Consider the following 24,252-nt stretch of genomic DNA (forward strand, 5'->3'; position numbering starts at 1 on the left):
CTACCGTGGCGCCGCGGCGCGGCGCAACCGGTCGTTGATGGCGCGCCCCAGACCCGTCTCGGGCACCGGGGCAAAGGCGATCCGTCCCTCGGGTCCGGCCAGCGCATCGGCCTCGTGCAGGGCGTGGAACAGGCGGGCGGCGGCTTCGGTGGTGTCGCCTGTCGCGCTGAGGGTGAGGGCAGCGCCGGGGCAGGGGCCGAAGCCGACCCAGATCTCGCCGGGCTCGGGCGCCGTCGCTTCCAGCCGCACCCGGCCGCGCGGCGCGTAATGCGAGGCGAGCTGCCCGGGGGCGGTAATCGCGCCGCTCTGGCGCGCCGCAACCCGCAGCCCCAGCGCCTCGATCGCCTCGACCGGCAAGCCGCCCGCGCGCAGGAGGATTGGCGCCTCGCCTGTCGCATCCAGGATCGTCGATTCCAGTCCAACCGCGCAATCGCCGCCATCGACCACCGCGGCGATGCGCCCGCCCAGCCCCTCCAGCACATGCCTTGCGCTGACCGGGCTGATCCGGCCCGAAGGATTGGCCGAGGGCGCGGCCAGCGGCCCGTCGAAGGCCCGGAGCAGCGCCTGCGCCACCGGATGGGCAGGCACGCGGATCGCCACCGTCTCCAGCCCCGCCGTCACCAGCGGCGAAAGCCCGCCCCTCAGCGGCAGCACCAGCGTCAGCGGTCCCGGCCAGAAGGCCTGCGCCAGCCGCCGGGCCAGGGGCGTCAGCCGGGCGTAACGCTCGACCTGATCGAGGTCCGGCAGATGCGCGATCAAGGGGTTGAACCGAGGCCGTCCCTTAGCGGCGAAGATCCCCGCCACCGCCTGATCGTCGCGCGCGTCACCCCCCAGCCCGTAGACCGTCTCGGTCGGGAAGGCGACGAGCTTGCCGTCGCGCAGCAGCCCGGCGGCGTCGCGCAGGCCCGTCGCATCGGGGGGCAGGAGGCGGGTTTCGGCCATGGTCCGGTGACGCTGCGTCTTGATTTCCGTGGGTAGCGTGCGAGGTTCATTTGCGGCAATACAGCCGGCGACCGGGCTTGCCAAGTCGCCCGGCCCGCGTGTTAGCCCGGAGGATGCCATGCCCTACGCCGCGCCTGTTGCCGATATCCAGTTCCTGCTCGACAAGGTTCTGGGTTATGATCGGCTCGCCGCCACCGAGACCTTCGCCGAGGCGGGCGCCGATGTGACCGAGGCGATCCTGGGCGAGCTGGGGCGGCTGTGCGAGGGGGTGCTGGCGCCGCTGAACCGCGCGGGCGACCTGACGCCTGCGAAGCTGGAAAACGGCGTCGTGCGCACCTCGCCCGGCTTCAAGGACGGCTACAAGGCGATTGCCGAGGGCGGCTGGCTGGGCATCTCGGCCACGCCCGAGCATGGCGGGATGGGGCTGCCGCAGACCCTGAACACGGCGATGAACGAGATGATGTCGGGGGCAAACCTGTCGCTGCAGCTTTGCCCGCTGCTGTCCCAGGGCCAGATCGAGGCGCTGGAGCATCATGCGTCGGACGCGCTGAAGGACCTCTATCTGCCGAAGCTGATTTCCGGCGAATGGACCGGCACCATGAACCTGACCGAGCCGCAGGCCGGGTCGGACGTCGGCGCGCTGAGGACCAAGGCCGAGGACAATGGCGACGGTACCTTTGCAATCACCGGGCAGAAGATCTTCATCACCTGGGGCGATCATGACGTGGCCGAGAACGTCTGCCATCTGGTGCTGGCGCGGCTGCCCGACGGGGTGGCGGGGACCAAGGGCATCAGCCTGTTCCTGGTGCCGAAACTGATCCCCGACGCCGAGGGCAAGCCGGGCGAGCGCAATTCATTGCGCGTCGTCTCCTTGGAGCACAAGCTGGGCATCCACGGCTCGCCCACCTGCGTCATGTCCTTCGAGGGCGCGAAAGGCTGGATGGTCGGCAAGCCGAATGGCGGCATGGCGGCGATGTTCACCATGATGAACAACGCTCGTCTCGGCGTCGGCGCCCAGGGCATCGGCGTGGCCGAGGCCGCCTATCAGCACGCGCTGGCCTATGCCCAGGACCGCAAGCAGGGCCGCACGCCGCAGGGCGACACGGCGATCATCGACCACGCCGACGTGCGCCGGATGCTGGCGGTGATGAAGGCCGAGACCTTCGCCGCGCGGGCCATCGCGCTGGATTGCGGGCTCGCCATCGACATGGGGCGCGCCACCGGCAAGGACAGCTGGAAGGCCCGCGCGGCGCTCCTGACCCCCATCGCCAAGGCGCATGGCACCGATATCGGCTGCGAGGTCAGCTCGATGGGCGTGCAGGTCCACGGCGGCATGGGCTTCATCGAGGAAACGGGCGCGGCCCAGTATTTCCGCGATGCCCGCATCACGCCGATCTACGAGGGCACTAACGGCATTCAGGCCATGGACCTTGTGGCGCGCAAGATGATGGACGGGGGCGAGGCCGCGAGCCGCCTGCTGCAAGAGGTCGAGGATGCCGCCGAAGGCGCCCGCGCCACGCTGCCCGATCTGGCCGAGAAGGTCTGGGAAGCGGCCGAGACGATGCGCGAGGCGGTCGAATGGCTGGTCGGGCAGGAGATGAACGAGCGCTTCGCCGGGGCCACGGCCTTCCTGCGGGCCTTTGCCCGGGTGCTGGGCGCGCATTACCATCTGAAGGCGGCACTGGCCGATCCCGAAGGGCCGCGTGCCCGTCTGGCCCGCGTCTTCATCACCCGCATCCTGCCCGAGCATGAATCGCTTCTGGTGCAGGCAAGGGCCGGGGCGGCGCAGCTTTACGACCTCAGCATCGAGGATTTGCAGACCGCATGAGCACCGCCGCCACCGCCCCCCGCCCGGCCGAGCCCGGTATCCGCTTCCCGCACGAGGCGCCGCCCGGCCCGGGCGATGCCATCGAGGTGGCGCCCGGGGTGCTGTGGATGCGCCTGCCGCTGCCGATGGCCTTGGACCATGTCAACGTCTTCGCGCTGGACGAGGGCGACGGCTGGACGATCATCGACACCGGCTTTTCCTCGAAGCGGGCCAAGGCCGAATGGCAGGCGCTGCTGGCGGGGCCCCTGGGCGGGCGGCCGGTGCGCCGGGTGGTGGTCACCCATCACCATCCCGACCATGTCGGGCTCGCGGGCTGGTTCCAGACCGAGCACGGGGCGGAACTGGTCACGACCCGCACCGCCTGGCTTTTCGCGCGGATGCTGCTGCTCGATGCCCATTCCCAGCCGGTGCCCGAGACCATCGCCTTCTGGCGTGGCGCGGGGCTTGAGGAAGACGAGATCGCCCGGCGCATCGCCGAGCGGCCGTTCAATTTCTGCGACGTGGTCGACCCGATGCCGCTGGGCTTCACCCGGGTGGGCGAGGGGCATGAGGTGACGATGGGCGGCCGCCGCTGGGTCGTGCATTGCGGCAATGGCCATGCGCCCGAACACGCGACCTTCTGGAGCCTCGACGACGATCTGGTGATCGGCGGCGACCAGCTGCTGCCGGGGATCAGCGCCAATCTCGGCGTCTATGCGACCGAGCCCGGCGCCGATCCGGTCGGCGACTGGATCGAGAGCTGCACTCGGCTCGCGGCTTTCGCCGAGGACCGCCATCTGGTGTTGCCCGGCCACAAGCTGCCCTTCACCGGCCTGCCCCTGCGACTGCGCCAGATGGTCGAGAACCATCAGGGCGCGCTGAACCGGCTGCAGGGCTGGCTGAGCGAACCGAAGACCGCGGCGCAGTGCTTCCTGCCGCTCTTCAAGCGCGAGATCACCGGCCCCGCCGCGGGCATGGCGCTGGTCGAGGCGGTGGCGCATCTCAACCGGCTGCTGGTCGAGGGGCGGGTGCGGCGCTGGCGCGACGAGCGCGGCGCCTGGCTCTGGCAGGCCGAGGGCTGAGGCGGCGTTGGCTGTGGCCCCGCAGCGTCAGGTCGGCGCGGCGCAGGGCCCGGGCCGCGCTGGCGGGGTGACAGGGGTTTCGCCATCCGCTATGGAGTGGAAAACACACGGGAATGGAGACCCCCATGGCTGAGTACAAGCACGGCTCGATGGACACCACCGAGCAGGAAAAAACCTTCAACGGCTTCATCAAGGCGTCGATCTATGTCGCGGCCTTCTCGATCGCCTGCCTGATCTTCATGGGCCTCGTCAATTCCTGAGGAACCCCGGCGGGCGCCGCCCAAGGCGCCCTGGCCATGCCGCTTCGCGCGGCCTGACAAAGGACATCCCGACATGTCGCTGCTGACGCGCCTTCTGGCCCTTGTCACGCTGGTCGTGCTGGCCGGCTGTACGACCAAGCCCGCGGTCTGGGCCCCGGACGAAGCGGTGATGGCCGCCCGCTATCAGGCGGCGGGGCCGACCGAGATCGTGCTCTTCAACGTCATCAACAACGAGAATGGCCGCGGCGAGCATTCGGCGCTGATGATCAACGCGCCCAGCCAGCGGGTGCTGTTCGATCCGGCCGGCACCTGGACGCATCCGGCGGCGCCGGAACGCCATGACGTGCATTACGGCTTCGATGACACGCAGCTCTACCGATACACCTATTACCACGCCCGCCGCACCCATCACGTGCTGATGCAGACGCTGGTCGTGCCGCCCGAGGTGGCCGAGCGCATCCTGCGGCTGGCCGAGGTCGAGGGGCCGGTGCCCGACGCCTATTGCGCGAAATCCATCATCAGCATCCTGCATCAGGTGCCGGGCTATGAATGGATCCGCGATTCCTTCTACCCCAACAGCCTGTCCGAGCAATTCGCGACGATACCGGGGGTGCGGGAGGAAAGGGTCTATTCCGACGCGCTTCCCACCGAACGACAGCAATACACGCAATAAGCAAAACGGGGCCTTCGGGCCCCGTTTTTTATTTGGTGCAAGAGGGGACCGGACCCTCAGGCGCCCAGCGTCAGGGTCAGGATCGCCAGCGTCGCGGCGCCGCCCAGCATCGCCCAGATGGCATTCTTGGTCCAGACACCCACCGCCAGCGTCACCACCACGGCCGCCAGCCGCACCGGATCGGGGCCGGATTGCCCTTCGAGCGGCAGGAAGATCTGCGGCGCCATCAGCCCGGGGATCACCGCCACCGGCGTGTAGCGCAGGAGCCTGAGCGCCCAGGGCGGCAGCGGGCGGCGCCCGACCAGCCCCAGGAACGAGAAGCGCAGGGTGAAGGTGCCGATGGCCAGCGCCACGATGACGATCCAGATCGTCGTCTGATCCAGGGTCATGACGCGCCTCCCACCGGGCGGTTCTTCTCGGTCCAGACCTCGACCAGGGCGCCGGTGACCATGGCGGCCAGCGCCGCGACCAGCAGGCCCAGGCTATAAGGCAGGAAGGCCAGCCCCAGCGCCACCACCACCGAGACAAAGGCCGCCGCGACATGGGCCAGCGTCCGCAGCATCGGGCCAATGAGCGCGATGAAGGCGATGGGCACGGCGGCGCCGATCGGCACCCAATCGGGGATCTGGCTGCCGACCAGCGCCCCCATCAGCGTGCCCAGATACCAGGTCGGGCAGATCAGGAACACCACGCCGAAATAGAAGGCGAGCTTGGCGCGGGGGCTCAGCGGCGGTCCCTGCTCATAACGCAGGATCGACACCGCATAGGCCTGATCGACCATGAGATAGGCCACCGCCGCCCGCTGCCAGACCGAGGCACCGCCCAGATGCGGCGTCAGCGAGGCCGAATACATCGCCATGCGCGTGTTCACGGCCAGCGCGGTGATGATGACGATGATGGTCGGCGCCTGATCGGTCATCAGCTGCAGCGCGGTCAGCTGCGCCGCCCCGGCGATCACCGCGACCGAAAAGGCCATGGTCTGCCAGACGTCGAGCCCGGCCTCGCCGGCGACGACGCCGAAGACCAGACCGAAGGGGGCGACAATCAGGATGAACGGCCCGCCGTTGCGCACGCCTTGCCAGAAGGCGCTCGAGGGAGTGATGTCAGTGCTCATGGCTTATCCGAAAATGCCGGTGACCCGGCCCAGCAGCATGAAGGCCCGCGCCGAGCGGGTCTCGGCGAATTGCGCGATCTCGCCGTCCGAGGCCGAGGCCTCGAACACGGTGAAACGGCGGTCGAAGGCGCGCAGGAAGCGGTGCGCGGCCTCGCGGAACCCGGGGTCCGAGCGCATCCTGGCATAGGTCAGCGCCAGACACGAGCGGTCGCGGATGCCGCCCAGCGCCGCCACCTCGGACCCGCGGGCACCGAGCGCGAAGGCGCGCCAGACCTCGGGCCGGGCGCGGTCGGGGCGCAGGTCGTCCATGTAGATGCCCTCCTGCGCCAGCGTCGTCAGCACGTCCTGCGCGGCGCGGACCAGAATGGCGGTGCCGTGGTCGCCGAGCGCCCGGCGCAGCGCGGCAAAGCCTTCCTCGTCGGCCTCGGTCTCGGGGAAGTTGAGGGCGCGGATGAAATCGGCGGGGGGCAGGGGTTCGGGCGCGGGCGAGGGGTTTTCCAGCGCCAGAACCGGCTGGGTGCCGTCCTGCGGCGCCGGTTCTTCGTCCGTGGCGGGGCGGGTCGGCGCGCGGCGGGTGTGGAACATGGCCATCCGCTCCTCGGCCGCCTTCTGCGAGGCCGCGATCTCGTCGAGCTTTTCCTCGACCGTCGGCTTCAGCGCCAGCCCCGCCGCCTGCTGCTCACGGATCCAGCCGCGGCGCATACCCTCGACGCTGGCCTGAAGCCGCAGCGATTCGTCGCGCATGTCGCGGGCCGCGCGCAGCACCAGCACCGCCATCCAGATCAGCGCCACCGGCAGGAAGACCGCCAGCGCCACCACGACCAGCCCCAGCGTATCCGAGATCCGCATGCCCTGCTGTCCCAGGACCCGGAAGGCGGCGACCAGCGCCACCAGCCAGGCCAACGACAGCAGGAAGGCCAGCAACTCGGGCGAGAGGCGCGGGCGGCGGCGGGGGGCTGGCTCGTCGGGCATCGACGCGCCGCCTCTCAGCGATATTCGACCGAGAGAACCTCGTAGCTGCGCTCGCCGCCTGGGGTGCGCACCTCGACCGAATCGCCGGGCTCCTTGCCGATCAGGGCGCGCGCCAGGGGCGACTTGATGTTGAGGAGGTTGTTCTCGATATCCGCCTCGGCCTCGCCGACGATCTGATAGGTCCGCTGCTCGTCGGTGTCCTCATCGACGATGGTGATCGTCGCGCCGAACTTGATGGCACCCGAGAGTTTCGACGGGTCGATGACCTCGGCCCGGCCGATCAGGCCCTCGACTTCCTTGATCCGGCCCTCGATGAAGCTCTGCTTCTCGCGGGCGGCATGGTACTCGGCATTCTCGGACAGGTCGCCATGTTCGCGGGCCTCGGCAATGGCACGGATCACCGCCGGCCGCTCGACTGACTTGAGCTCGCGCAGTTCCGCATCCAGGGCATCGAAGCCGCGGCGGGTCATGGGGATCTTTTCCATCGGGTCTCACACGAAAAGAAAACGCCCGCGGCCGGGGCCGGGGCAATCAGGGTTCAGGCCCCTACCTGATAGCAGGCGGCGACGAAATGCAAGCCCCGCGGGTGGGCGATGAGCGGGGCTTGCCCGAAGGGTCAGGCGTAGCTGACCACCTCGTATTCGACGCCATCGGCATCGTGGAAATAGAACCGCCGGCCGGGTTCGTAATCGGCGTGGCTGTGGGTCTGGAACCCGGCTTCGCGCACCTTCGCCTCGGTCGCGTCGAGGTCGGCGACGGTCACCGCCAGATGGTTCAGCCCGCCGATCGTGTCATAGCTGCGGGCAGCGGCCGGGCGGGGCGCCTCCGAGGGGCGGTAGAGCGCCAGGTAGCTGTTGTCGCCGCCGACATGGATCGAGCGCCCGCCGTGGATCGCCGAGCCCTGCCAGCGGATGTGCCAGCCGAAGACCTGTTCCATCCAGCGGGCGGTGGCCGCGGGGTCGGTGACGGTGAGATTGGTGTGTTCCAGCGCGGCCTGCATGATGATCTCCTCATGATTCGGGTTGCAGGCCGCTTGTGTAATTCCTAAACCTAACTTTAGGTCAAGGGAGGAAGCCATGCCACCGGAACGCGGCCTTTCCATCGGCGCCCTGGCCGAGCGCACCGGCCTCGCCGTCTCGGCCATCCGCTATTACGAGGCGCAGGGGCTGATCACCGCCGAGCGCAACGCGGGCAACCAGCGGCGCTTTCCCCGCGCGGCGATCCGGCGGTTGAGCTTCATCCTCATCGCCCAGCAATTCGGCGTCTCGCTGGCCGAGATCCGGGTGCTGCTGGCCGACCTGCCCGAGGGGCGCAACCCCAGCCCCGCCGACTGGCGCCGCATCAGCCTGCAGTTCCGCGACCGGCTGGACCAGCGCATCGCCACCCTGACCCGGCTCAGGGACGATCTGGACGGCTGCATCGGCTGCGGTTGCCTGAGCCTGCCGAAATGCGCGCTCTACAACCCCGGCGACAGGGCAGGGGAGCGGGGCGCGGGGCCGCGCTATCTGATGGGCGACCGGCCGGGCTGAGACGCGCGGGCAAGGCGTTCTGACGTTCCGTAGCAATTGACCCCGCCCGGTTTCAAAGGGTATGCCGCAGCATAGCGAACCGTAACAATGTTGCGCACGACGTCAGCCAGCGAGGAGCCCCCATGTCCGAAGTCGAAACCGGGATCGAACGCGAGTCGATGGAATACGATGTCGTCATCGTCGGCGCAGGCCCTGCCGGTCTGTCGGCGGCGATCCGGCTCAAGCAGCTCGACGCCGACCTCAATGTCGTGGTGCTGGAGAAGGGCTCGGAAGTCGGCGCGCATATCCTCTCGGGCGCGGTGCTGGACCCCTCGGGGCTTACCCGGCTGATGCCCGACTGGAAGGAAAAGGGCGCGCCCCTGAACGTGCCGGTCACGCATGACAATTTCTATCTGCTGGGCGAGGCGGGCAAGATCCGCGTGCCGAACTGGCCGATGCCGCCCCTGATGAACAACCACGGCAATTACATCGTCTCGATGGGTAACGTGACCCGCTGGATGGCCGAACAGGCCGAGGCGCTGGGCGTCGAGATCTTCCCGGGCATGGCCGCCAGCGCGCTGGTCTATGACGGCGACCGGGTGAAGGGCGTCGTCGCGGGCGAATTCGGGCGCGAGGCCGATGGCTCGATGGGCCCGAATTACGAGCCGGGGATGGAGCTGCACGGCAAATACGTCTTCATCGCCGAGGGCGTGCGCGGCTCGCTGGCCAAGCAGCTGATCGAGAAATACGAGCTGTCGAAGGGCCATTGCCCGCAGAAATTCGGCCTCGGCATGAAAGAGATCTGGGAGATCGACCCGGAAAAGCACCGCGAGGGCACCGTCACCCACACGATGGGCTGGCCGCTGGGCTCGAAAGCGGGTGGCGGCTCGTTCATCTATCATTTCGAGAATAATCAGGTGCTGATCGGCTTCGTCGTGCACCTGAACTACGCGAACCCCTACCTCTATCCCTACATGGAATTCCAGCACTTCAAGCACCACCCGATGGTCGCCGAGCTGCTGAAGGGCGGCAAGCGCGTGGCTTACGGCGCGCGGGCGATTTCCGAGGGCGGCTGGCAGTCGATCCCCAAGATGACCATGCCGGGCGCGGTGCTGCTGGGCTGCTCGGCGGGGCTGGTGAACGTGCCGCGGATCAAGGGCAACCACAACGCCATGCATTCGGGCATCGAAGCCGCCGAAGCCGCCTATGCGGCGATCCAGTCGGGGCGCGAGGGCGATGAGCTCACGATCTATGAGGAAAACGTCCGCGGCGGCGTGATCGGCAAGGACCTGAAGAAGGTCCGCAACGTCAAACCGATGTGGTCGAAATGGGGCCTCGCGCCGTCCTTGGCCTTCGGCGGGCTCGACATGTGGACCAACACGCTGGGTTTCTCGCTGTTCGGGACGCTCCGGCATGGCAAATCCGACGCCAAGGCCACCGGCGAGGCCAAGGATTTCAAGCCGATCGACTATCCCAAGCCCGATGGCGTGCTGTCCTTCGACCGGCTGACCAACGTCAGCTTCTCGTTCACCAACCACGAGGAAAGCCAGCCCGCCCACCTCAAGCTCAAGGATCCCTCGATCCCGATCGGGGTGAACCTGCCGAAATACGCCGAGCCCGCGCAGCGCTATTGCCCGGCCGGAGTCTATGAGGTGGTCGAGAAGGACGGCAAGCCCGAGTTCGTGATCAACTTCCAGAACTGCGTCCACTGCAAGACCTGCGACATCAAAGACCCCAGCCAGAACATCAACTGGACCACGCCGCAGGGCGGAGACGGGCCGAACTACCCGAATATGTGACACTCTCGCGGTTGCGTGATGGCGCGCGTCCCTGACGGGGGGACGCGCGCATTGCCCTTGGCGGGCCGGACCGCTACACCTTGGGCAACGCATCCCTGACCGACGCGGGAGTTCCCCCTTGCCTCTTTCCCCCCGATTTCGCCCGGCCTCTCTGGCCCTGCTGCTGATCCCGGCCCTGGCGCTGGCGCCTCAGGCGGGGCGGGCCGAGGGGACGGCAGGCGCCTTCCTCGCCGCGCGCGAGGCCGGGGTGATGAACGATTTCGCCGCCTCGCTGCCCTATCTGCAACGGCTGCAACAGGCCGATCCGTCCAATCTGGGCACGCTGGAAAGTCTGGCGGTCAGCGCCTTTTCCGTGGGCGAATTCGATCTGGCGTCGCAGACCGCGGGCGATCTGGCGGCGCTGGACCCGACCAACCGGGCGGCGGCGCTGCTGCTTCTGGCCAAGGCCTTTCACGAGGGCGATTACGCCGCCGCGCTGGCGATCAGCGACAGCGGGGCGTCGATCCATCCCCTGATCGAGGGGCTGGCCCGCGCCTGGGCGCAACTGGGCGCCGGGCGCATGTCCGACGCGCTGGCGACGCTCGACACCGTGGCCGGGGTCGAGGGGATGCAGGCTTTCGCCGAATATTGCCGGGCGCTGATGCTGGCGACCGTCGGCGATGTCGAAGGCGCCGTGGCGGTGATCGAGGATGACGCGGCCGGGGTGTCGACCGCGCTGAACCGGCGCGGCTATATCGCCTATGCCCAGCTTCTGGCGCTGAGCGAGCGCTACGACGACGCGCTGGCGCTGATCGACACGGTCTTCGCCCCGGGCGCCGATCCCGCCATCGACCGCATGCGCGCCGCCTATGCGGAAGGGCGGGCGCTGCCCTTCGACGTCATCGCCTCGCCCGGCGAAGGCATGGGCGAGGTGTTCTCGGTCATGGCCAACGCCATGGTCACCGGCCGCAACCCGCTGGAAGCGCTGATCTATGCGCAGGCCTCGGTCTGGGTGAATCCGGCGCTGACCGAGTCGCAGCTGCTGATCGGCCAGATCTTCGAGGAGATGGACCAGCCGCAGATGGCCGCCGCCGCCTATGAGGCGATCCCGGCCGACAACGTTTTCGGCAATGCCGCGCGGATGGGCCGGGCGCAGGTGCTGGAGACGCTGGACCGGCGCGACGAGGCGATCGCCGATCTGCAGGCCATGGCCGAGGCCAATCCGCAAAGCTATGCCGCACAAAGCGTGCTGGGCGATTTCCTGCGCCGCGACAATCAGTTCGTCGAGGCCGCCGCCGCCTATACGAGGGCCATGGATCTGCTGACCGAGGCCGGGCTGGAACCGGAATGGCAGCTCTGGTTCTCGCGCGCGGTGGCCCTGTCGCGGGCCGATCAATGGGAGCCGGCCGAGGCCGATTTCCGCGCCGCGCTGGCCATCGAGCCCGATCAGCCGACGGTGCTGAACTACCTTGGCTATTCGCTGATCGAACGCGGCGAGAAGCAGGACGAGGCGATGGAGATGATCCAGCGCGCCGTGGCGGGCGATCCCGACAGCGGCTATATCCTCGACAGCCTCGCCTGGGCGCTCTACCGCCTCGGCCGCTATACCGAGGCCGTGGCGCATATGGAGCGCGCGGTCGAGATGGAGCCGACCGACGCCGTGCTCAACGACCATCTGGGCGATGTCTATTGGGCCGTGGGCCGTCACCGTGAGGCGCATTTCCAGTGGCGCCGGGCGCTGTCCTTCGCCCCGGCCGAGGATCTCGATGAAGAGCGTCTGCGCCGCAAGATCGAGGTCGGGCTCGACGCCGTGCGGGCCGAGGCGGGCGAGCCGCCGCTGCACCCGGCAAACTGATGCCCGGCAGGGTCCGGGCCGTCGCCCCCGCCAAGCTCAACCTGACCCTGCACGTCACCGGCCAGCGGGCCGATGGCTATCACCTGCTCGATTCGCTGGTGGTCTTTACCGAGGCGGGCGACGGGCTGACCCTGGCCGACGGACCGGGCCTGTCCCTGGACCTGACCGGCCCCGCGGCGCCCGCGCTGGCGGTCGAGCCTGACAATCTGGTCCTGCGCGCCGCCCGGGCCGTGGGCGCAACCCGCGCCGCCTTCACGCTGGAAAAACGCCTGCCGGTCGCCTCGGGCATGGGCGGCGGGTCCTCGGACGCGGCGGCGGCACTGAAGCTGCTGGCGGAGCGGGGTTTGCCGCCGCCCGATACCGCGGGGCTGATGCGGCTGGGCGCCGACCTGCCGGTCTGCATGGCCGCGCCCGCGCCGAGCCGCATGACCGGACTGGGCGAGGGTGTGGCGCCGGTCGCGGGGGTTCCGGCGCTCTGGCTCTTGCTGGTGAACCCGGGGCAGGGGCTGTCCACGCCCGCCGTCTTCAAGGCGCTGGGCCAGCGTGACAATCCGCCAATGCCCGCGGTCCTGCCGGGCTGGTCCGACGCCCCGGCGCTGGCCGAATGGCTGGCGGGGATGCGCAACGATCTGGAAGCGCCGGCAAGGGTGCTGATGCCGGGGATCGGCGATCTGCTGGCGGGGCTCAGGGCACAGCCGGGCTGCCTGCTAGCGCGAATGACCGGATCGGGCGCCACCTGTTTCGGGATCTTCGCCACCGAGGGCGCGCTGCAGGACGCGGCGCGCGCGCTGGCCGCCCCGGGGCGCTTCGTGCTGGCGACGCGCAGCCTGCCTTCGGCCCGCTAACGTCGCGGATCAGTTGACCCGTTCGACCACGAAATCGGCCAGATCCGCCAGCATCGCCTTCAGCGGGTGATCGGGCAGCGGCTCCAGCGCCTGCCGGGCCCGTGCGGCCCAGTCGAGCGCCGTCTGCCGGGTGCTGGCCAGCGTGCCGTGCCGCGCCATCAGCGCCATGGCCTGGGCCAGATCCGCGTCGTGCTGCTCGCCCCGGCCGATGGTCCGCTCCCAGAAGGCGCGTTCCTCGGCATTGGCGGCGGCAATCGCGCGGATCACCGGCAGGGTCAGCTTCCGCTCGCGGAAATCGTCGCCCAGGTTCTTGCCCAGCCCGTCGCCCGCCCCGCCGTAATCGAGGAAATCGTCGACGATCTGGAAGCAGATCCCCAGCGCGTCGCCGTAATCGTAAAGCGCCTGCACCTGCGCCTCCGGCGCACCGGCCACCACCGGGCCGACCTGCGTCGCGGCCGAGAACAGCGCCGCCGTCTTGCCGCGGATCACCTTCATATAGGTGTCCTCGGAAGTGGCGATGTTCTGCGCCGCGGTCAGCTGCAGCACCTCGCCCTCGGCAATCACCGCGGCGGCGTTCGACAGGATGGTGAGTGCCCGCAGGTTGCCGGGCTCGACCATCAGCTGGAAGGCGCGGGCAAAGAGGTAATCGCCCACCAGGACCGAGGATTTGTTGTCCCACAGCAGGTTCGCCGTCGGACGGCCCCGACGCTGGGCACTTTCATCGACCACATCGTCATGCAGCAGCGTGGCGGTGTGGATGAATTCGACCGTCGCCGCCAGCTTCACATGCGCATCGCCCGCATAGCCGCAGAGCCGCGCCGCGGCCAGCGTCATCATCGGCCGGATGCGCTTGCCGCCCGCCTCGATCAGATGGGCGGTGACCTCGGGGATGCGGGGCGCGTTCTCGGAGGCCATGCGCTCGCGGATCAGCGCATTCACGCGGCCCATGTCCTCGGCCAGCACCTGCGACAGGGCTTCCAACGGACTGATATGGGTGACGCTCATCGGCTGCCTGCCTTGCTTTGACAAGTCCGGGGCCTTGCCGTTTAGTGACCGGATGAAAGAACTGCTGCGCACGACCGATCCAACGGTGATCCCCTTCGCAACGGCCCTGCTCGCGGCCGAAGGTATAGAGGCCTTTGCGGTGGACGTCCATATGAGCGCGCTGGCCATTGTGCCGCAACGGCTGCTGGTGCGGGACGAAAATCTGTTTATGGCCAAGGCCATCCTGCGCGACAATGGCGTTCAGGTTGATGGCTGAGCCCTTACTCACGCGGGACGTGTTTCTGGACGGCCGCCTGAGCGCCTGGCAGCCGAAGGACGGCTACCGCGCGGCGACCGACCCCCTGCTGCTGGCCGCCGCGGTTCCGGCACGGCCGGGGCAGCGGGTGCTGGAACTGGGCTGCGGCGCGGGGGTGGCGCTGCTGGCGCTGGGCCTCAGGGTGCCGGGGCTGAGCCTGCGCGGCGTCGAACGGCAGGCGGAATACGCAGCGCTCGCCCGGCGCAATGGTGCGGAGAACGGCGTCGATCTGCAGGTGACCGAGGCCGATCTTGTGGCGCTGCCGCCCGAGCTGCGGGAAGGCTTCGACCATGTCATGGCCAACCCGCCCTATTACCGCCCAGGCTCGCCCCCCGCTCGCGACGCGGGCCGCGACGCGGCCCTGCGCGAGGAGACGCCGCTGGCCGAATGGGTGGGGACTGGCCTCAGGCGGGCGAAAAGCGGCGGATTCCTGACGCTTATCCATCTGGCCGAGCGTCTGCCCGAGATCCTGGCGGCGCTGGGCGGCCGGGCCTCGGCCACGGTGCGGCCGATCGCCGCGCGCGAGGGCCGGGCGGCCGGTCGCGTGCTGGTCCAGGCCCGCAAGGGCGGCCGCGCGCCCTTCCGTCTGCTGGCGCCGCTGGTCATGCACGAAGGCCCCGCGCACCGGGCGGATGGCGACGATTTCACCCCCGGCGCGCAGGCGATCCTGCGCCACGCGCAGGCGCTCGACTGGGGCGATTCCGCGGTTTCGGCCTGAACCCGCCGGTCCGGTCAAATTGCCGCAAAACAACTTCGGGTTTCATGTGACAAACAGATGAAACTGTGGTGCACTGATGTCTCGGATACCCGAAACAGGAGGATACCAATGTCGTTGACTTCGCATCTTCAAGAACTGCGCCGCCGCCATCAGGCCCTGTCGGACCAGGTTGAAGTGGCCCAGCGCGCGCCGGGCAAAGACGACCTGGCCATCGCCGAGATGAAGAAGCAGAAGCTCCGCCTGAAAGAGCAGATCACTCGCCTTGCGGCTGAGTGACGCGTGACGACCCGGCGCGCGCGGCGAGGGCCGCGCCGCCGGTGATGACCAGGGCTGCCAGGGCCAGCGACAGGCTGGCCGGCGCCATACCAGCCAGCACCAGAGCCAGCGTGGACAGGAGCGGCGCCGCATAGGACGCCGTTCCCAAGAGCTGGATGTCCCCGCCCTTGACCCCGACATCCCAGGTGTAGAAGGCCAGCCCCACCGGGCCGAGCCCCAGCGCCAGAATGGCGAGCCACCCCCAGGCGCTTTCCGGCCAAACGGTCGTCTCCAGCCCCCAATGCGCGAGCGTCGACAGCAGGGCAGTGGCGAGGCAGGTGACCGCGACCGCCTCGGTCGGGACATCGGCCAGCCTGCGCGAGCCCAGAGAATAGCCCGCCCAGGTCAGCGCCGCCACGAAAGCCACCGCATAGCCCGCCATCGCGCCCGAGACCGCGCCGATCCCGCCCGCGACGATCAGCGCCGCCCCGGCAAAGGCCAGGAGCGCCCCGGCGATATGGCCCGGGCGCAGCGTCTCGCCCGGCAGAAGGCCCGAGAAAAGCACGATGAAGAGCGGCCAGAGGTAGCAGATCAGCCCGGCCTCGGCCGCCGGGGCCAGCCGCAGGGCGGTGAAATAGAGGAAGTGATAGCCGAAAAGCCCCGCCGTGCCGAAGGCATAGGCCGAGAGCGGCACGGCGCGCAGCTTGTCGAGGCTGCCGTTCACGACGATCCAGACCAGCCCGACGCCGCCGCCGATGGCGAAGGTCAGCGCGGTCAGCAGGAAGGGCGGCACCGGCGCGGTGGCCACCGTGAACAGCGCCAGCAGCGACCAGAGCGCCACCGCCGAGAATCCCACCAAGGTTGCCTTGCGCCGTGCCATCGTCCCGTCCCGCTTGAACCGGGACCCAGCCCGGCACGACAGAAAAGCGTACCCTTTGGGAAAGGACAAGCCGATGAGTGCCGGTCTTCCTCTGCCGAGTGTCGCGCGGGAACCGGACCTTCCACGGCATGGGGCCGCTGCACCGGCCTCTCGCATTGAAACGAAAAGGGCGGGGCCGAGGCCCCGCCCTGTCGTCCCGCCCCGAAGGGATCAGACGAAGAATTGCGCGCCGTTGGCGCTGATGGTCGAGCCGTTGACGAAGCCCGCGTCATCCGAGACCAGGAAGGCCACGCAGCGGGCGATTTCCTCGGGCTCGCCCAGTCGGCCCGCCGGGATCCCGGCGATGATCGATTCGCGCACCTTCTCCGGCACCGCCATCACCATTTCCGTGGCGATATAGCCCGGGCAGACCGCGTTGGCGGTGATGCCGAAGCGCGCGCCTTCCTGGGCCAGCGACTTGACGATCCCCAGATCGCCCGCCTTGGTCGCGGCATAGTTCACCTGGCCGAACTGGCCCTTCTGCCCGTTGATCGAACTGATCACCACCACGCGGCCGAACTTGCGCTCGCGCATGCCGGGCCAGACCGGATGGACGGTGTTGAAGACGCCGGTGAGGTTGGTGTCGATGACCTGCTTCCACTGATCGGGGGTCATCTTGTGGAAGGGCGCGTCGCGGGTGATGCCGGCATTGGCGATCACCACGTCGACCGGGCCCAGATCGGCCTCGACCTGGGCGATACCGGCTTTCGAGGCGTCGTAATCGGCGACGTTCCACTTGTAGGTCTTGATGCCGGTCTCGGCGGTGAACTTGGCCGCCGCCTCGTCATTGCCGGCGTAATTGGCGGCGACGGTGTAGCCCGCGTTCTTCAATGCGACCGAAATCGCAGCGCCGATACCGCGCGACCCACCCGTAACCAGTGCAACCCGTCCCATATTTTCCTCCTGGGTATTGGCGTTGTAATTCTATTATCGAAATGAAAGGGCAGGCGCAACAAAGTTGCGCCCGCCCCTGGCAATTCCTTGCGAGATTCAGGCGCCTTAGCGCTCGATGCACATGGCAACGCCCATGCCGCCGCCGATGCACAGCGTGGCCAGGCCCTTCTTGGCGCCGCGGCGCTGCATCTCGAAGATCAGCGTGTTGAGGATCCGCGCGCCCGATGCGCCGATCGGGTGGCCGATGGCGATGGCGCCGCCGTTCACGTTCACCACCTCGGGGTTCCAGCCCATGTCCTTGTTGACCGCGCAGGCCTGGGCGGCGAAGGCTTCGTTGGCTTCCACGAGGTCGAGGTCGGCGGCATTCCAGCCGGCTTTCTCCAGCGCCTTGCGCGAGGCGAAGATCGGGCCCACGCCCATGATCGCCGGGTCGAGGCCGGCGGTCGCGTAGGAGGCGATGCGCGCCAGCGGCGTCAGGCCGCGGCGGGCGGCTTCGGCTTCCGACATCAGCATGACCGCGGCAGCGCCGTCGTTGATGCCCGAGGCGTTGGCGGCGGTGACCGAGCCGTCCTTGGTGAAGGCGGGCTTCAGCTTCTGCATGGCCTCGATGGTGGCGCCGTGGCGGATGTATTCATCGGCGTCGACGACGATGTCGCCCTTGCGGGTCTTGATGGTGAAGGGGATCACCTCGTCGGCGAATTTCCCGGCCTTCTGCGCGGCCTCGGCCTTGTTCTGGCTGGCGACGGCGAATTCGTCCTGCATCTCGCGGCTGATCTGCCACTTCTGCGCGACATTCTCGGCCGTCTGGCCCATGTGGTAGCCGTTGAAGGCGTCCCACAGACCGTCCTTGATCATCGAATCGATGAACTTCATGTCGCCCATCTTGGTGCCCGCGCGCAGATGCGCGACATGGGGGCTGAGCGACATGTTCTCCTGACCGCCGGCGATGACGATGTTCGCGTCGCCGAGCTGGACGTGCTGGGCACCCAGCGCCACGGCCCGCAGGCCCGAGCCGCAGACCTGGTTGATGCCCCAGGCCGAGGCTTCCTGCGGCAGACCGGCGAGGATCGCCGCCTGACGCGCCGGGTTCTGGCCCTGGCCCGCGGTCAGCACCTGGCCGAGGATGGTTTCCGACACTTCCGCCTTGTCGATCCCGGCGCGGGCAACGACCGCTTCGATGACCGCCGCGCCCAGTTCATGGGCGGGCGTATTGGCGAAGCTGCCGTTGAACGAACCGACTGCGGTTCGGCCGGCAGAGACGATAACGACGTTGGTCATGGAGGCTCCCTTCGCGTTTGACGCGACCGCCCGGGCCGCGAGACTGCGCGTAGGTTTATGCCCGGCGCCCCCTCAAATCAATGCCGCAGTGCGGAAAAGGCAGGCGTTCTGCCCTAATTCGCGGCGTTAGCGCCGCCGGTATCGCGGCCGGTAGCGCCCCCGGCACACGACCCGCCCGCCCGGTCAGGCCAGCTTGCTCAGACGCGAGGTCAACCACGGCGCCTCGGTCGAGGGGATGCCGTAGAAATAGCCCTGCAGGCAGTCGAAGCCGATGTCGATGAGGTAGCGCGCGTCTTCCTCGTTCTCGACCGATTCGGCGACGGTGAACATGTCGAAATGCCGGGCGATGGAGACCAGCGCCGCGGCCAGCACCTGATTGTCCGGGTCATGGGCGATGCCGCGGATGAACTGGCCGTCGATCTTGATGATGTCGAAATAGAAATCCTTCAGATAGCGGAAGGCGGTATAGCCCGCGCCGAAATCGTCGAGCGCAAAGCAGATGCCGCGCGACTGCATATCGGCCATGAAGACCGTCACCAGATCGGGCATCAGCATGGCCGAGCCTTCGGTGATCTCCAGGATCAGGCGTTCGGCGATGGTCGGATCGGCCCGGAGACCGCGTTCCAGCGTCGCCAGCCATTGCGGGTAGCCGATGGAACGCGCCGACATGTTGACGCTCAGGCGGATCGAATGTTCCTTCGCCAGCGCGGCGAGGCCCAGTTCCAGCGCCAGGCAGTCGATGCGGCGGCCGATCTCATGGGTTTCCACCGCGCCCATGAAGTCGCGGGCGGGGATCACCCGGCCCTTGTCGTCGAGGATGCGGATATAGGCCTCGTAAAAGGCGGCGCGGTTGGTCATGCGGGCCTGCACCACCGGCTGATAGGCCAGCATCGCGCGTTTCTCGTCGAGCGCCCGGCGCACCATGTCGATCGTTTCCTGCTGGCGCATCCGGTCGGCCACGGAAAGCGGGCTGTCGTAGCCGTCTTCGGGCAGGGCGGTATTCTGGGGCATGGACATTCTGCTACTCCCTCAATGCGGGTTTTTTCTACTTAGACGCGAAATTCGTTAACGCCCGGTGAATCGCAGCGCTGATTGCACGCCGGGGAGGCCGGGCGTATACCGGCGCCGCAAGGCGACAGGGGGCCAGGATGAGCGAGAACGCGAACAGCATGTGGGGCGGCCGGTTCGCCGGTGGGGTGGATGCGATCATGGAGGCGATCAACGCCTCGATCGGCTTCGACAAACGCCTTTACGCGCAGGACATCGCCGGATCGCGCGCCCATGCGGCGATGCTGGCCGCGACCGGCATCATCACCGAGGCCGATCACGCCGCCATCGACGCGGGCCTCCAGCAGGTCAAGGACGAGATCGAGGCGGGGAATTTCCAGTTCAAGACCGCGCTGGAAGACATTCATATGAATGTGGAATCGCGCCTGAAGGAGATCATCGGCGAACCGGCCGGGCGGCTGCACACCGCGCGCTCGCGCAATGATCAGGTGGCTGTCGATTTCCGCCTCTGGGTGCGCGACCAATGCGACGCGGCGATTGCCGGGATCGACAGTCTGATGCGCGCCTTCCTGAAGCAGGCCGAGGCCGGGGCCGCCTGGGTCATGCCCGGCTTCACCCATCTGCAGACCGCGCAGCCCGTCACCTGGGGCCACCACATGCTGGCCTATGTCGAGATGCTGGCCCGCGACAAGTCGCGCTTTCAGGACGCCCGCAAACGGATGAACGAATGCCCGCTGGGCGCGGCGGCGCTGGCCGGGACCTCGTTCCCGATCGACCGGCACATGACCGCCGCAGCGCTGGGTTTCGACCGGCCGACGGCGAACTCGCTCGACAGCACCTCGGACCGCGATTTCGCGCTGGAATTCCTGTCGGCCGCGTCCATTTGCGCCATGCACCTGAGCCGTTTCGCCGAGGAACTGGTGATCTGGTCCTCGGCCCAGTTCCGCTTCGTGCGGCTGTCGGACAGCTTCACCACCGGCTCCAGCATCATGCCGCAGAAGAAGAACCCCGATGCGGCCGAACTGCTGCGCGCCAAGATCGGGCGGATCATGGGCGCGACGGTCGCGCTCTTCATGGTGATGAAGGGCCTGCCGCTGACCTATTCCAAGGACATGCAGGAGGACAAGGAACAGGTCTTCGACGCCGCCGACAACCTGATGCTGGGCCTCGCCGCGATGGAGGGCATGGTCAAGGACATGAACGCCAACCGCGAGGTTCTGGAGGCCGCGGCCTCCTCGGGCTTTTCCACCGCGACGGATCTGGCCGATTGGCTGGTGCGCAGCCTGAACCTGCCGTTCCGCGATGCGCATCACGTCACCGGCTCGCTGGTGGCGCTGGCCGAGAAGAAGGGCTGCGACCTGCCGGATCTGACGCTGGCCGAGATGCAGACGGGGCATCCGGGCATCACCCAGGAAGTCTATTCGGTGCTGGGGGTCGACAATTCGGTGCGTTCCCGGGTTTCCTATGGCGGGACGGCCCCCTCGAATGTCGAGGCGCAGGTCGCGCGCTGGAAGGAGGCGCTGGCATGAAACACCTTCTCTGGGCGGCATTGCTGGCCTTGACGGCCTGCGGGGCAGGGGATCCGCCCTCGGCCCCGGGTGGCATGGACCTGCGGGCGTTCTGGGCCGAAGGATCGTGAGGCCGGTCTGGCTGCTGCTCGCGCTCTGGGGCGCGGTGCATCCGATGTCGTGGTTCCTGGACTGGTTCGGCGAGCACGGATTTACCCTCACCGGTCTGGTCGAGGCCTGGCACGCCAATGCCGCGACCTCGGGTCTGGTCTGGGACCTGACGATTTCGGCCGTGGTGCTGACGCTCTGGATCGTCGTCGAGGGGGCCCGGACGCGGCACTGGCGGGGCCTCTGGGCGATCCCGGCGACCTTTTGTATCGGCGTGAGCTGCGGCTTGCCGCTGTATCTGTACCTGCGCAGGCAGGATTGACTTTCTGACAGCGCCGCGCGCGCATTCCGGGGGCCTTCGTGGACCATTTTCTCTATCGTAACGGGCATCTGCACGCCGAAGATGTGGCAATGTCCGACATTGCCGCCGCGGTGGGCACGCCGTTTTATTGCTATTCCGCCGCGACGCTGAGCCGCCACTTCCTGCTGTTCAAGGAAGCGCTGGAACCGCTGCCCTCGCTCGTGTGCTTCGCGGTCAAGTCGAACTCGAACGTCGCCGTCCTGAAGCTGCTGGGGGACCTCGGCGCCGGGATGGATGTGGTCTCCATCGGCGAGTACCTGAGGGCCAAGGCGGCGGGTGTGCCGGGCGAGCGGATCGTCTTCTCCGGCGTCGGCAAGACGCCGGCCGAGATGCGGATGGCGCTGGAGGGCGGGATCCGCCAGTTCAACGTCGAGTCGGAACCCGAACTGGAAGCGCTGAGCGCGGTCGCCTCCGCGATGGGGCTGGAGGCGCCGATCACGCTCAGGGTCAACCCCGACGTCGATGCCAAGACGCATGAGAAAATTTCGACCGGCCGCAAGGAGGACAAGTTCGGCGTGCCGATCTCCCGCGCGCGGGAGATCTATGCCCGCGCCGCCGCGCTGCCCGGGATCAAGGTGATCGGCGTCGACATGCATATCGGCAGTCAGCTGACCGACCTTGCCCCCTTCGAGGCCGCCTATACCAAGATGCGTGGCCTCGTGGAGGAGCTGCGCGCCGACGGCCACACGATCGAGCGTCTGGACCTCGGCGGCGGCCTCGGCATCCCCTATACCCGCGGCAACGAGGCGCCGCCCCTGCCGGTGGAATACGGCGCCATGGTCAAGCGGGTGCTCGGCGATCTGGGCTGCGAGATCGAGATCGAGCCGGGCCGCCTGATTTCCGGTAACGCCGGGATGCTGGTCTCGCAGGTCATCTACCGCAAGAAGGCCGAGGAACGGGAATTCCTGATCATCGACGCGGCGATGAACGATCTGGTGCGCCCGGCGATGTACGGCTCGCACCACGATATCGTGCCGCTGGTCGAACCGGCGGCGGGCGAGCCGCAAGTGGCGGTCGATGTGGTCGGGCCGATCTGCGAATCGGGCGACACCTTCGCCAAGCAGCGCGCCATGCCGCTGGTGCAGGCGGGCGAGCTGGTCGGCTTCCGCTCGGCCGGGGCCTACGGGGCGGTGATGTCGTCCGAATACAACTCGCGCCCGCTGGTGCCCGAGGTGCTGGTCTCGGGCGATCATTTCGCCGTTATCCGCCCCCGCCCGACCTATGACGAGATGATCGCCCGCGATACGATCCCGGCCTGGCTGTAGAAGAGGAATTCCATGGCGGACCCCAAGGACCCGCTCGCCCCCGCTTCGCGCGCGCTGTGGCTCACACGCGCGGGGATGGTGGCGGAACGGGTCGCGCGGGCGCTGTGGCTGCCCCTGTCGCTGGCGCTGATCGCGGGCGCGCTCTGGGCTTTCGATCTGCACACCCGCCTGCCGGGCGATGCCGCGCTCTGGGTCGCGGGGGCCTTCGGGCTGGCGATGCTGGTGACGCTGGGGCTGGGCCTCTGGCGGTTCCGCTGGCCCACGCGGGCCGAGGCGATGGCGCGACTGGACCGCACGCTGACCGGCCGTCCGCTGACCGCGCTGACCGATACGCAGGCGCTGGGCGCGACGGATCCGGCCTCGGCCGCGCTCTGGCAGGCGCACCGGCAGCGGATGCAGGCCCAGGCCGCCAAGGCGCGTCCGGTCCGTCCCGATCCGCAGCTTGCCCGCCGTGACCCCTATGCGCTGCGCCTTGTCGCGCTGACCGCGGCGGCCGTGGCGGTGCTCTTTGCCGTGCCGGGCCAGCAGGGCCCGCTCGCGGGCATGCCGGGCGCCGCCGGGGCTGCCATCGGCCCCAGCTGGGAGGGCTGGATCGTGCCCCCCGCCTATACCGGGCGGCCGGGCCTCTACCTCAATGAAATCGAGCGCGAGAGCTTCGAGGTGCCGCAGGGCAGCCGCGTCGTGTTGCGCTTCTACGGCCCGCCCGGCGCGCTGACGCTGGAGCAATCGCTCGCCGATGGCGTGCAGGCCGACGAGACCGGGCAGGCGCTGGAATTCGACGCCCGCCGCAGCGGTGAGATCGCCATCGACGGCCCGAACGGCCGCCGCTGGGAGGTCGCCGTGGCCGCCGACATGGTGCCCGAGATCCTGCCGATGGGCCCGATGGAACGCGCCCGGGGCGGGGTGGCCGAACTGCCCTTCACCGCCAGCGACGATTACGGCGTGTTGCGCGGCGAGGCGGTGATCACCCTCGATCTGGAGGCCATCGACCGCCGCTATGGGCTGGCGGTCGATCCCGAGGCGCGCGCGCCGCTGCTGTTGGCGCTGCCGATGCCGATGTCGGGCGACCGCGTGTCGCTGACCGAGACCCTGCGCGAGGACCTCTCGCAACACCCCTGGGCCAATCTGCCGGTGCAGGTGGTCCTGCGCGCGGTCGATGCGGCGGGGCAGGCGGGCGAAAGCCCGGCCGAGGCGGCGATCCTGCCCGGGCGGCGGTTCTTCGAACCCGCGGCCAAGGCGCTGATCGAACTCCGGCGCGACGTGCTGTGGAACGCGGTGAATGGTCGGCGCGCGGCGATGCTGATGCGGGCGATGCTGCATCGCTCGGAGGGCGCTTTCCATTACGAGAACGCGCCGGTGCTGATCCGCGGCGCGGTCAATTTCATCGAGACGCGGCTCGACGCCGGGACCTTCACGCCCGAAGCGCGCGACGAGCTGGCGCAGCGGCTCTGGGATCTGGCGCTGTTGATGGAGGAGGGCGAGCTGGCCAATGCCCGCGACCGCCTGCAACGCGCCCGCGACCGGCTGGCCGAGGCGATGGAGCGCGGGGCGGATCCGTCCGAGATCCAGGACCTGATGGACGAGCTGCGCGAGGCGACCCGCGACTACATGGCGATGCTGGCCGAACAGGCCCCCGATGCCGAGGACCCGCAGGCCGACCAGCGCGATCAGGGAGAGCGGCAGGAGGGCGAGCGCGTCAGCCAGAGCCAGATCCAGGAGATGATGGACGCGATCCAGCAGGCCATGGAAGAGGGCCGGATGGAGGACGCGGCCGAGATGATGGCGCAGCTGAACGCGCTCCT

26 protein-coding genes are annotated in these 24,252 nt (G+C 68.6%); 15 read left to right on the forward strand and 11 right to left on the reverse strand.

The annotated features are described in order from the left end of the window. Entirely contained in the window at window positions 1-942 is a 942-nt protein-coding gene (locus tag VDQ18_RS13630) for an L-threonylcarbamoyladenylate synthase (protein WP_323021479.1), read from the reverse strand. Between the two features lie 118 nt (window positions 943-1,060). Between VDQ18_RS13630 and VDQ18_RS13635 the strand changes: the two genes are divergently transcribed. From VDQ18_RS13635 to VDQ18_RS13650, 4 genes are all read left to right on the forward strand, one after another. Next, window positions 1,061-2,770 carry an acyl-CoA dehydrogenase gene (locus VDQ18_RS13635; protein WP_323021480.1) on the forward strand — a complete coding sequence of 570 codons (1,710 nt, stop codon included), beginning with the start codon at window positions 1,061-1,063 and terminating at the stop codon, window positions 2,768-2,770. Further along, window positions 2,767-3,831, forward strand: coding sequence for an MBL fold metallo-hydrolase (locus VDQ18_RS13640; RefSeq protein WP_323021481.1), 1,065 nt, complete (start codon window positions 2,767-2,769; stop codon window positions 3,829-3,831). Before VDQ18_RS13635 ends, VDQ18_RS13640 begins: the two co-directional genes overlap by 4 nt. Before the next feature lie 125 nt (window positions 3,832-3,956). Further along, the gene (locus VDQ18_RS13645) at window positions 3,957-4,091 is read left to right on the forward strand and encodes an aa3-type cytochrome c oxidase subunit IV (RefSeq protein ID WP_107750017.1); all 135 of its coding nucleotides are present in this window, start codon (window positions 3,957-3,959) and stop codon (window positions 4,089-4,091) included. A 73-nt stretch (window positions 4,092-4,164) separates the two neighbouring features. Next, complete coding sequence (locus tag VDQ18_RS13650) at window positions 4,165-4,764, forward strand: hypothetical protein (RefSeq protein ID WP_323021482.1); 600 nt, start codon at window positions 4,165-4,167, stop codon at window positions 4,762-4,764. A 56-nt stretch (window positions 4,765-4,820) separates the two neighbouring features. Here VDQ18_RS13650 and VDQ18_RS13655 read toward each other — a convergent pair whose 3' ends face one another. The 5 genes from VDQ18_RS13655 to VDQ18_RS13675 all read right to left on the reverse strand — a co-directional run bounded on the left by VDQ18_RS13655 (window position 4,821) and on the right by VDQ18_RS13675 (window position 7,850). Further along, a complete protein-coding gene (locus tag VDQ18_RS13655; RefSeq protein WP_323021483.1) occupies window positions 4,821-5,153 on the reverse strand; it encodes an AzlD domain-containing protein in 333 nt (110 codons plus the stop codon). After that, on the reverse strand, window positions 5,150-5,878 hold the full coding sequence (locus VDQ18_RS13660) for an AzlC family ABC transporter permease (protein WP_323021484.1): 729 nt from the start codon (window positions 5,876-5,878) through the stop codon (window positions 5,150-5,152). The genes VDQ18_RS13655 and VDQ18_RS13660 overlap by 4 nt, the downstream gene beginning before the upstream one ends. Before the next feature lie 3 nt (window positions 5,879-5,881). Continuing rightward, window positions 5,882-6,850, reverse strand: a complete 969-nt coding sequence (locus VDQ18_RS13665; RefSeq protein WP_323021485.1) for a hypothetical protein — start codon at window positions 6,848-6,850, stop codon at window positions 5,882-5,884. Between the two features lie 14 nt (window positions 6,851-6,864). Next, window positions 6,865-7,335 carry a transcription elongation factor GreA gene (gene greA, locus VDQ18_RS13670; protein WP_107750022.1) on the reverse strand — a complete coding sequence of 157 codons (471 nt, stop codon included), beginning with the start codon at window positions 7,333-7,335 and terminating at the stop codon, window positions 6,865-6,867. 131 nt (window positions 7,336-7,466) lie between these two features. Beyond that, a complete protein-coding gene (locus tag VDQ18_RS13675; protein ID WP_323021486.1) occupies window positions 7,467-7,850 on the reverse strand; it encodes a VOC family protein in 384 nt (127 codons plus the stop codon). A gap of 76 nt (window positions 7,851-7,926) precedes the next feature. Between VDQ18_RS13675 and soxR the strand changes: the two genes are divergently transcribed. The 4 genes from soxR to VDQ18_RS13695 all read left to right on the forward strand — a co-directional run bounded on the left by soxR (window position 7,927) and on the right by VDQ18_RS13695 (window position 12,836). Continuing rightward, complete coding sequence (soxR, locus tag VDQ18_RS13680) at window positions 7,927-8,379, forward strand: redox-sensitive transcriptional activator SoxR (protein WP_323021487.1); 453 nt, start codon at window positions 7,927-7,929, stop codon at window positions 8,377-8,379. A gap of 122 nt (window positions 8,380-8,501) precedes the next feature. After that, a complete protein-coding gene (locus VDQ18_RS13685) occupies window positions 8,502-10,157 on the forward strand; it encodes an electron transfer flavoprotein-ubiquinone oxidoreductase (RefSeq protein ID WP_323021488.1) in 1,656 nt (551 codons plus the stop codon). 118 nt (window positions 10,158-10,275) lie between these two features. Next, window positions 10,276-11,991 carry a tetratricopeptide repeat protein gene (locus VDQ18_RS13690; protein ID WP_323021489.1) on the forward strand — a complete coding sequence of 572 codons (1,716 nt, stop codon included), beginning with the start codon at window positions 10,276-10,278 and terminating at the stop codon, window positions 11,989-11,991. Then, a complete protein-coding gene (locus tag VDQ18_RS13695; RefSeq protein WP_323021490.1) occupies window positions 11,991-12,836 on the forward strand; it encodes a 4-(cytidine 5'-diphospho)-2-C-methyl-D-erythritol kinase in 846 nt (281 codons plus the stop codon). The genes VDQ18_RS13690 and VDQ18_RS13695 overlap by 1 nt, the downstream gene beginning before the upstream one ends. A gap of 9 nt (window positions 12,837-12,845) precedes the next feature. Here VDQ18_RS13695 and VDQ18_RS13700 read toward each other — a convergent pair whose 3' ends face one another. Then, on the reverse strand, window positions 12,846-13,841 hold the full coding sequence (locus VDQ18_RS13700) for a polyprenyl synthetase family protein (RefSeq protein ID WP_323021491.1): 996 nt from the start codon (window positions 13,839-13,841) through the stop codon (window positions 12,846-12,848). Between the two features lie 52 nt (window positions 13,842-13,893). Here VDQ18_RS13700 and VDQ18_RS13705 point away from each other — a divergent pair, with 52 nt between their 5' ends. From VDQ18_RS13705 to VDQ18_RS13715, 3 genes are all read left to right on the forward strand, one after another. Then, window positions 13,894-14,097: a DUF2007 domain-containing protein gene (locus VDQ18_RS13705; RefSeq protein WP_107750029.1), complete on the forward strand. Its 204-nt coding sequence runs from the start codon at window positions 13,894-13,896 to the stop codon at window positions 14,095-14,097. Then, a complete protein-coding gene (locus VDQ18_RS13710) occupies window positions 14,087-14,854 on the forward strand; it encodes a tRNA1(Val) (adenine(37)-N6)-methyltransferase (protein ID WP_416235108.1) in 768 nt (255 codons plus the stop codon). The genes VDQ18_RS13705 and VDQ18_RS13710 overlap by 11 nt, the downstream gene beginning before the upstream one ends. 108 nt (window positions 14,855-14,962) lie before the next feature. Then, window positions 14,963-15,130: a YdcH family protein gene (locus VDQ18_RS13715; RefSeq protein WP_107750031.1), complete on the forward strand. Its 168-nt coding sequence runs from the start codon at window positions 14,963-14,965 to the stop codon at window positions 15,128-15,130. Here VDQ18_RS13715 and VDQ18_RS13720 read toward each other — a convergent pair. From VDQ18_RS13720 to VDQ18_RS13735, 4 genes are all read right to left on the reverse strand, one after another. Further along, window positions 15,108-15,989, reverse strand: coding sequence for a DMT family transporter (locus VDQ18_RS13720; RefSeq protein WP_323021493.1), 882 nt, complete (start codon window positions 15,987-15,989; stop codon window positions 15,108-15,110). The two genes, VDQ18_RS13715 and VDQ18_RS13720, sit on opposite strands and share 23 nt — an antisense overlap. 210 nt (window positions 15,990-16,199) lie before the next feature. Beyond that, window positions 16,200-16,922: an acetoacetyl-CoA reductase gene (gene phbB / locus VDQ18_RS13725; protein ID WP_323021494.1), complete on the reverse strand. Its 723-nt coding sequence runs from the start codon at window positions 16,920-16,922 to the stop codon at window positions 16,200-16,202. A 105-nt stretch (window positions 16,923-17,027) separates the two neighbouring features. Then, complete coding sequence (locus VDQ18_RS13730) at window positions 17,028-18,200, reverse strand: acetyl-CoA C-acetyltransferase (RefSeq protein WP_323021495.1); 1,173 nt, start codon at window positions 18,198-18,200, stop codon at window positions 17,028-17,030. A gap of 183 nt (window positions 18,201-18,383) precedes the next feature. Continuing rightward, window positions 18,384-19,217 (reverse strand): EAL domain-containing protein, encoded by an 834-nt coding sequence (locus tag VDQ18_RS13735; protein WP_323021496.1) that lies wholly within the window; start codon window positions 19,215-19,217, stop codon window positions 18,384-18,386. 131 nt (window positions 19,218-19,348) lie between these two features. Here VDQ18_RS13735 and argH point away from each other — a divergent pair, with 131 nt between their 5' ends. The 4 genes from argH to VDQ18_RS13755 all read left to right on the forward strand — a co-directional run. Beyond that, window positions 19,349-20,737, forward strand: coding sequence for an argininosuccinate lyase (gene argH, locus VDQ18_RS13740; protein ID WP_323021497.1), 1,389 nt, complete (start codon window positions 19,349-19,351; stop codon window positions 20,735-20,737). Between the two features lie 106 nt (window positions 20,738-20,843). Continuing rightward, window positions 20,844-21,146 carry a DUF2834 domain-containing protein gene (locus VDQ18_RS13745; RefSeq protein WP_323021498.1) on the forward strand — a complete coding sequence of 101 codons (303 nt, stop codon included), beginning with the start codon at window positions 20,844-20,846 and terminating at the stop codon, window positions 21,144-21,146. Between the two features lie 38 nt (window positions 21,147-21,184). Continuing rightward, the gene (lysA, locus tag VDQ18_RS13750; RefSeq protein WP_323021499.1) at window positions 21,185-22,450 is read left to right on the forward strand and encodes a diaminopimelate decarboxylase; all 1,266 of its coding nucleotides are present in this window, start codon (window positions 21,185-21,187) and stop codon (window positions 22,448-22,450) included. A gap of 12 nt (window positions 22,451-22,462) precedes the next feature. Then, window positions 22,463-24,252: DUF4175 domain-containing protein (locus VDQ18_RS13755; RefSeq protein WP_323021500.1), on the forward strand; the 1,790-nt coding region annotated here is incomplete at its 3' end.

Source organism: Pararhodobacter sp. (genome assembly GCF_034676075.1).
Taxonomy (GTDB): Bacteria; Pseudomonadota; Alphaproteobacteria; order Rhodobacterales; family Rhodobacteraceae; genus Pararhodobacter.

What these genes read in the sequence shown, in the direction of transcription:
- VDQ18_RS13630 (WP_323021479.1), bottom strand. Translation starts at nt 942, where the DNA reads ATGGCCGAAACCCGCCTCCTGCCCCCCGATGCGACGGGCCTGCGCGAC.
- VDQ18_RS13635 (WP_323021480.1), top strand. Translation starts at nt 1,061, where the DNA reads ATGCCCTACGCCGCGCCTGTTGCCGATATCCAGTTCCTGCTCGACAAG.
- VDQ18_RS13640 (WP_323021481.1), top strand. Translation starts at nt 2,767, where the DNA reads ATGAGCACCGCCGCCACCGCCCCCCGCCCGGCCGAGCCCGGTATCCGC.
- VDQ18_RS13645 (WP_107750017.1), top strand. Translation starts at nt 3,957, where the DNA reads ATGGCTGAGTACAAGCACGGCTCGATGGACACCACCGAGCAGGAAAAA.
- VDQ18_RS13650 (WP_323021482.1), top strand. Translation starts at nt 4,165, where the DNA reads ATGTCGCTGCTGACGCGCCTTCTGGCCCTTGTCACGCTGGTCGTGCTG.
- VDQ18_RS13655 (WP_323021483.1), bottom strand. Translation starts at nt 5,153, where the DNA reads ATGACCCTGGATCAGACGACGATCTGGATCGTCATCGTGGCGCTGGCC.
- VDQ18_RS13660 (WP_323021484.1), bottom strand. Translation starts at nt 5,878, where the DNA reads ATGAGCACTGACATCACTCCCTCGAGCGCCTTCTGGCAAGGCGTGCGC.
- VDQ18_RS13665 (WP_323021485.1), bottom strand. Translation starts at nt 6,850, where the DNA reads ATGCCCGACGAGCCAGCCCCCCGCCGCCGCCCGCGCCTCTCGCCCGAG.
- greA (WP_107750022.1), bottom strand. Translation starts at nt 7,335, where the DNA reads ATGGAAAAGATCCCCATGACCCGCCGCGGCTTCGATGCCCTGGATGCG.
- VDQ18_RS13675 (WP_323021486.1), bottom strand. Translation starts at nt 7,850, where the DNA reads ATGCAGGCCGCGCTGGAACACACCAATCTCACCGTCACCGACCCCGCG.
- soxR (WP_323021487.1), top strand. Translation starts at nt 7,927, where the DNA reads ATGCCACCGGAACGCGGCCTTTCCATCGGCGCCCTGGCCGAGCGCACC.
- VDQ18_RS13685 (WP_323021488.1), top strand. Translation starts at nt 8,502, where the DNA reads ATGTCCGAAGTCGAAACCGGGATCGAACGCGAGTCGATGGAATACGAT.
- VDQ18_RS13695 (WP_323021490.1), top strand. Translation starts at nt 11,991, where the DNA reads ATGCCCGGCAGGGTCCGGGCCGTCGCCCCCGCCAAGCTCAACCTGACC.
- VDQ18_RS13700 (WP_323021491.1), bottom strand. Translation starts at nt 13,841, where the DNA reads ATGAGCGTCACCCATATCAGTCCGTTGGAAGCCCTGTCGCAGGTGCTG.
- VDQ18_RS13705 (WP_107750029.1), top strand. Translation starts at nt 13,894, where the DNA reads ATGAAAGAACTGCTGCGCACGACCGATCCAACGGTGATCCCCTTCGCA.
- VDQ18_RS13715 (WP_107750031.1), top strand. Translation starts at nt 14,963, where the DNA reads ATGTCGTTGACTTCGCATCTTCAAGAACTGCGCCGCCGCCATCAGGCC.
- VDQ18_RS13720 (WP_323021493.1), bottom strand. Translation starts at nt 15,989, where the DNA reads ATGGCACGGCGCAAGGCAACCTTGGTGGGATTCTCGGCGGTGGCGCTC.
- phbB (WP_323021494.1), bottom strand. Translation starts at nt 16,922, where the DNA reads ATGGGACGGGTTGCACTGGTTACGGGTGGGTCGCGCGGTATCGGCGCT.
- VDQ18_RS13730 (WP_323021495.1), bottom strand. Translation starts at nt 18,200, where the DNA reads ATGACCAACGTCGTTATCGTCTCTGCCGGCCGAACCGCAGTCGGTTCG.
- VDQ18_RS13735 (WP_323021496.1), bottom strand. Translation starts at nt 19,217, where the DNA reads ATGTCCATGCCCCAGAATACCGCCCTGCCCGAAGACGGCTACGACAGC.
- argH (WP_323021497.1), top strand. Translation starts at nt 19,349, where the DNA reads ATGAGCGAGAACGCGAACAGCATGTGGGGCGGCCGGTTCGCCGGTGGG.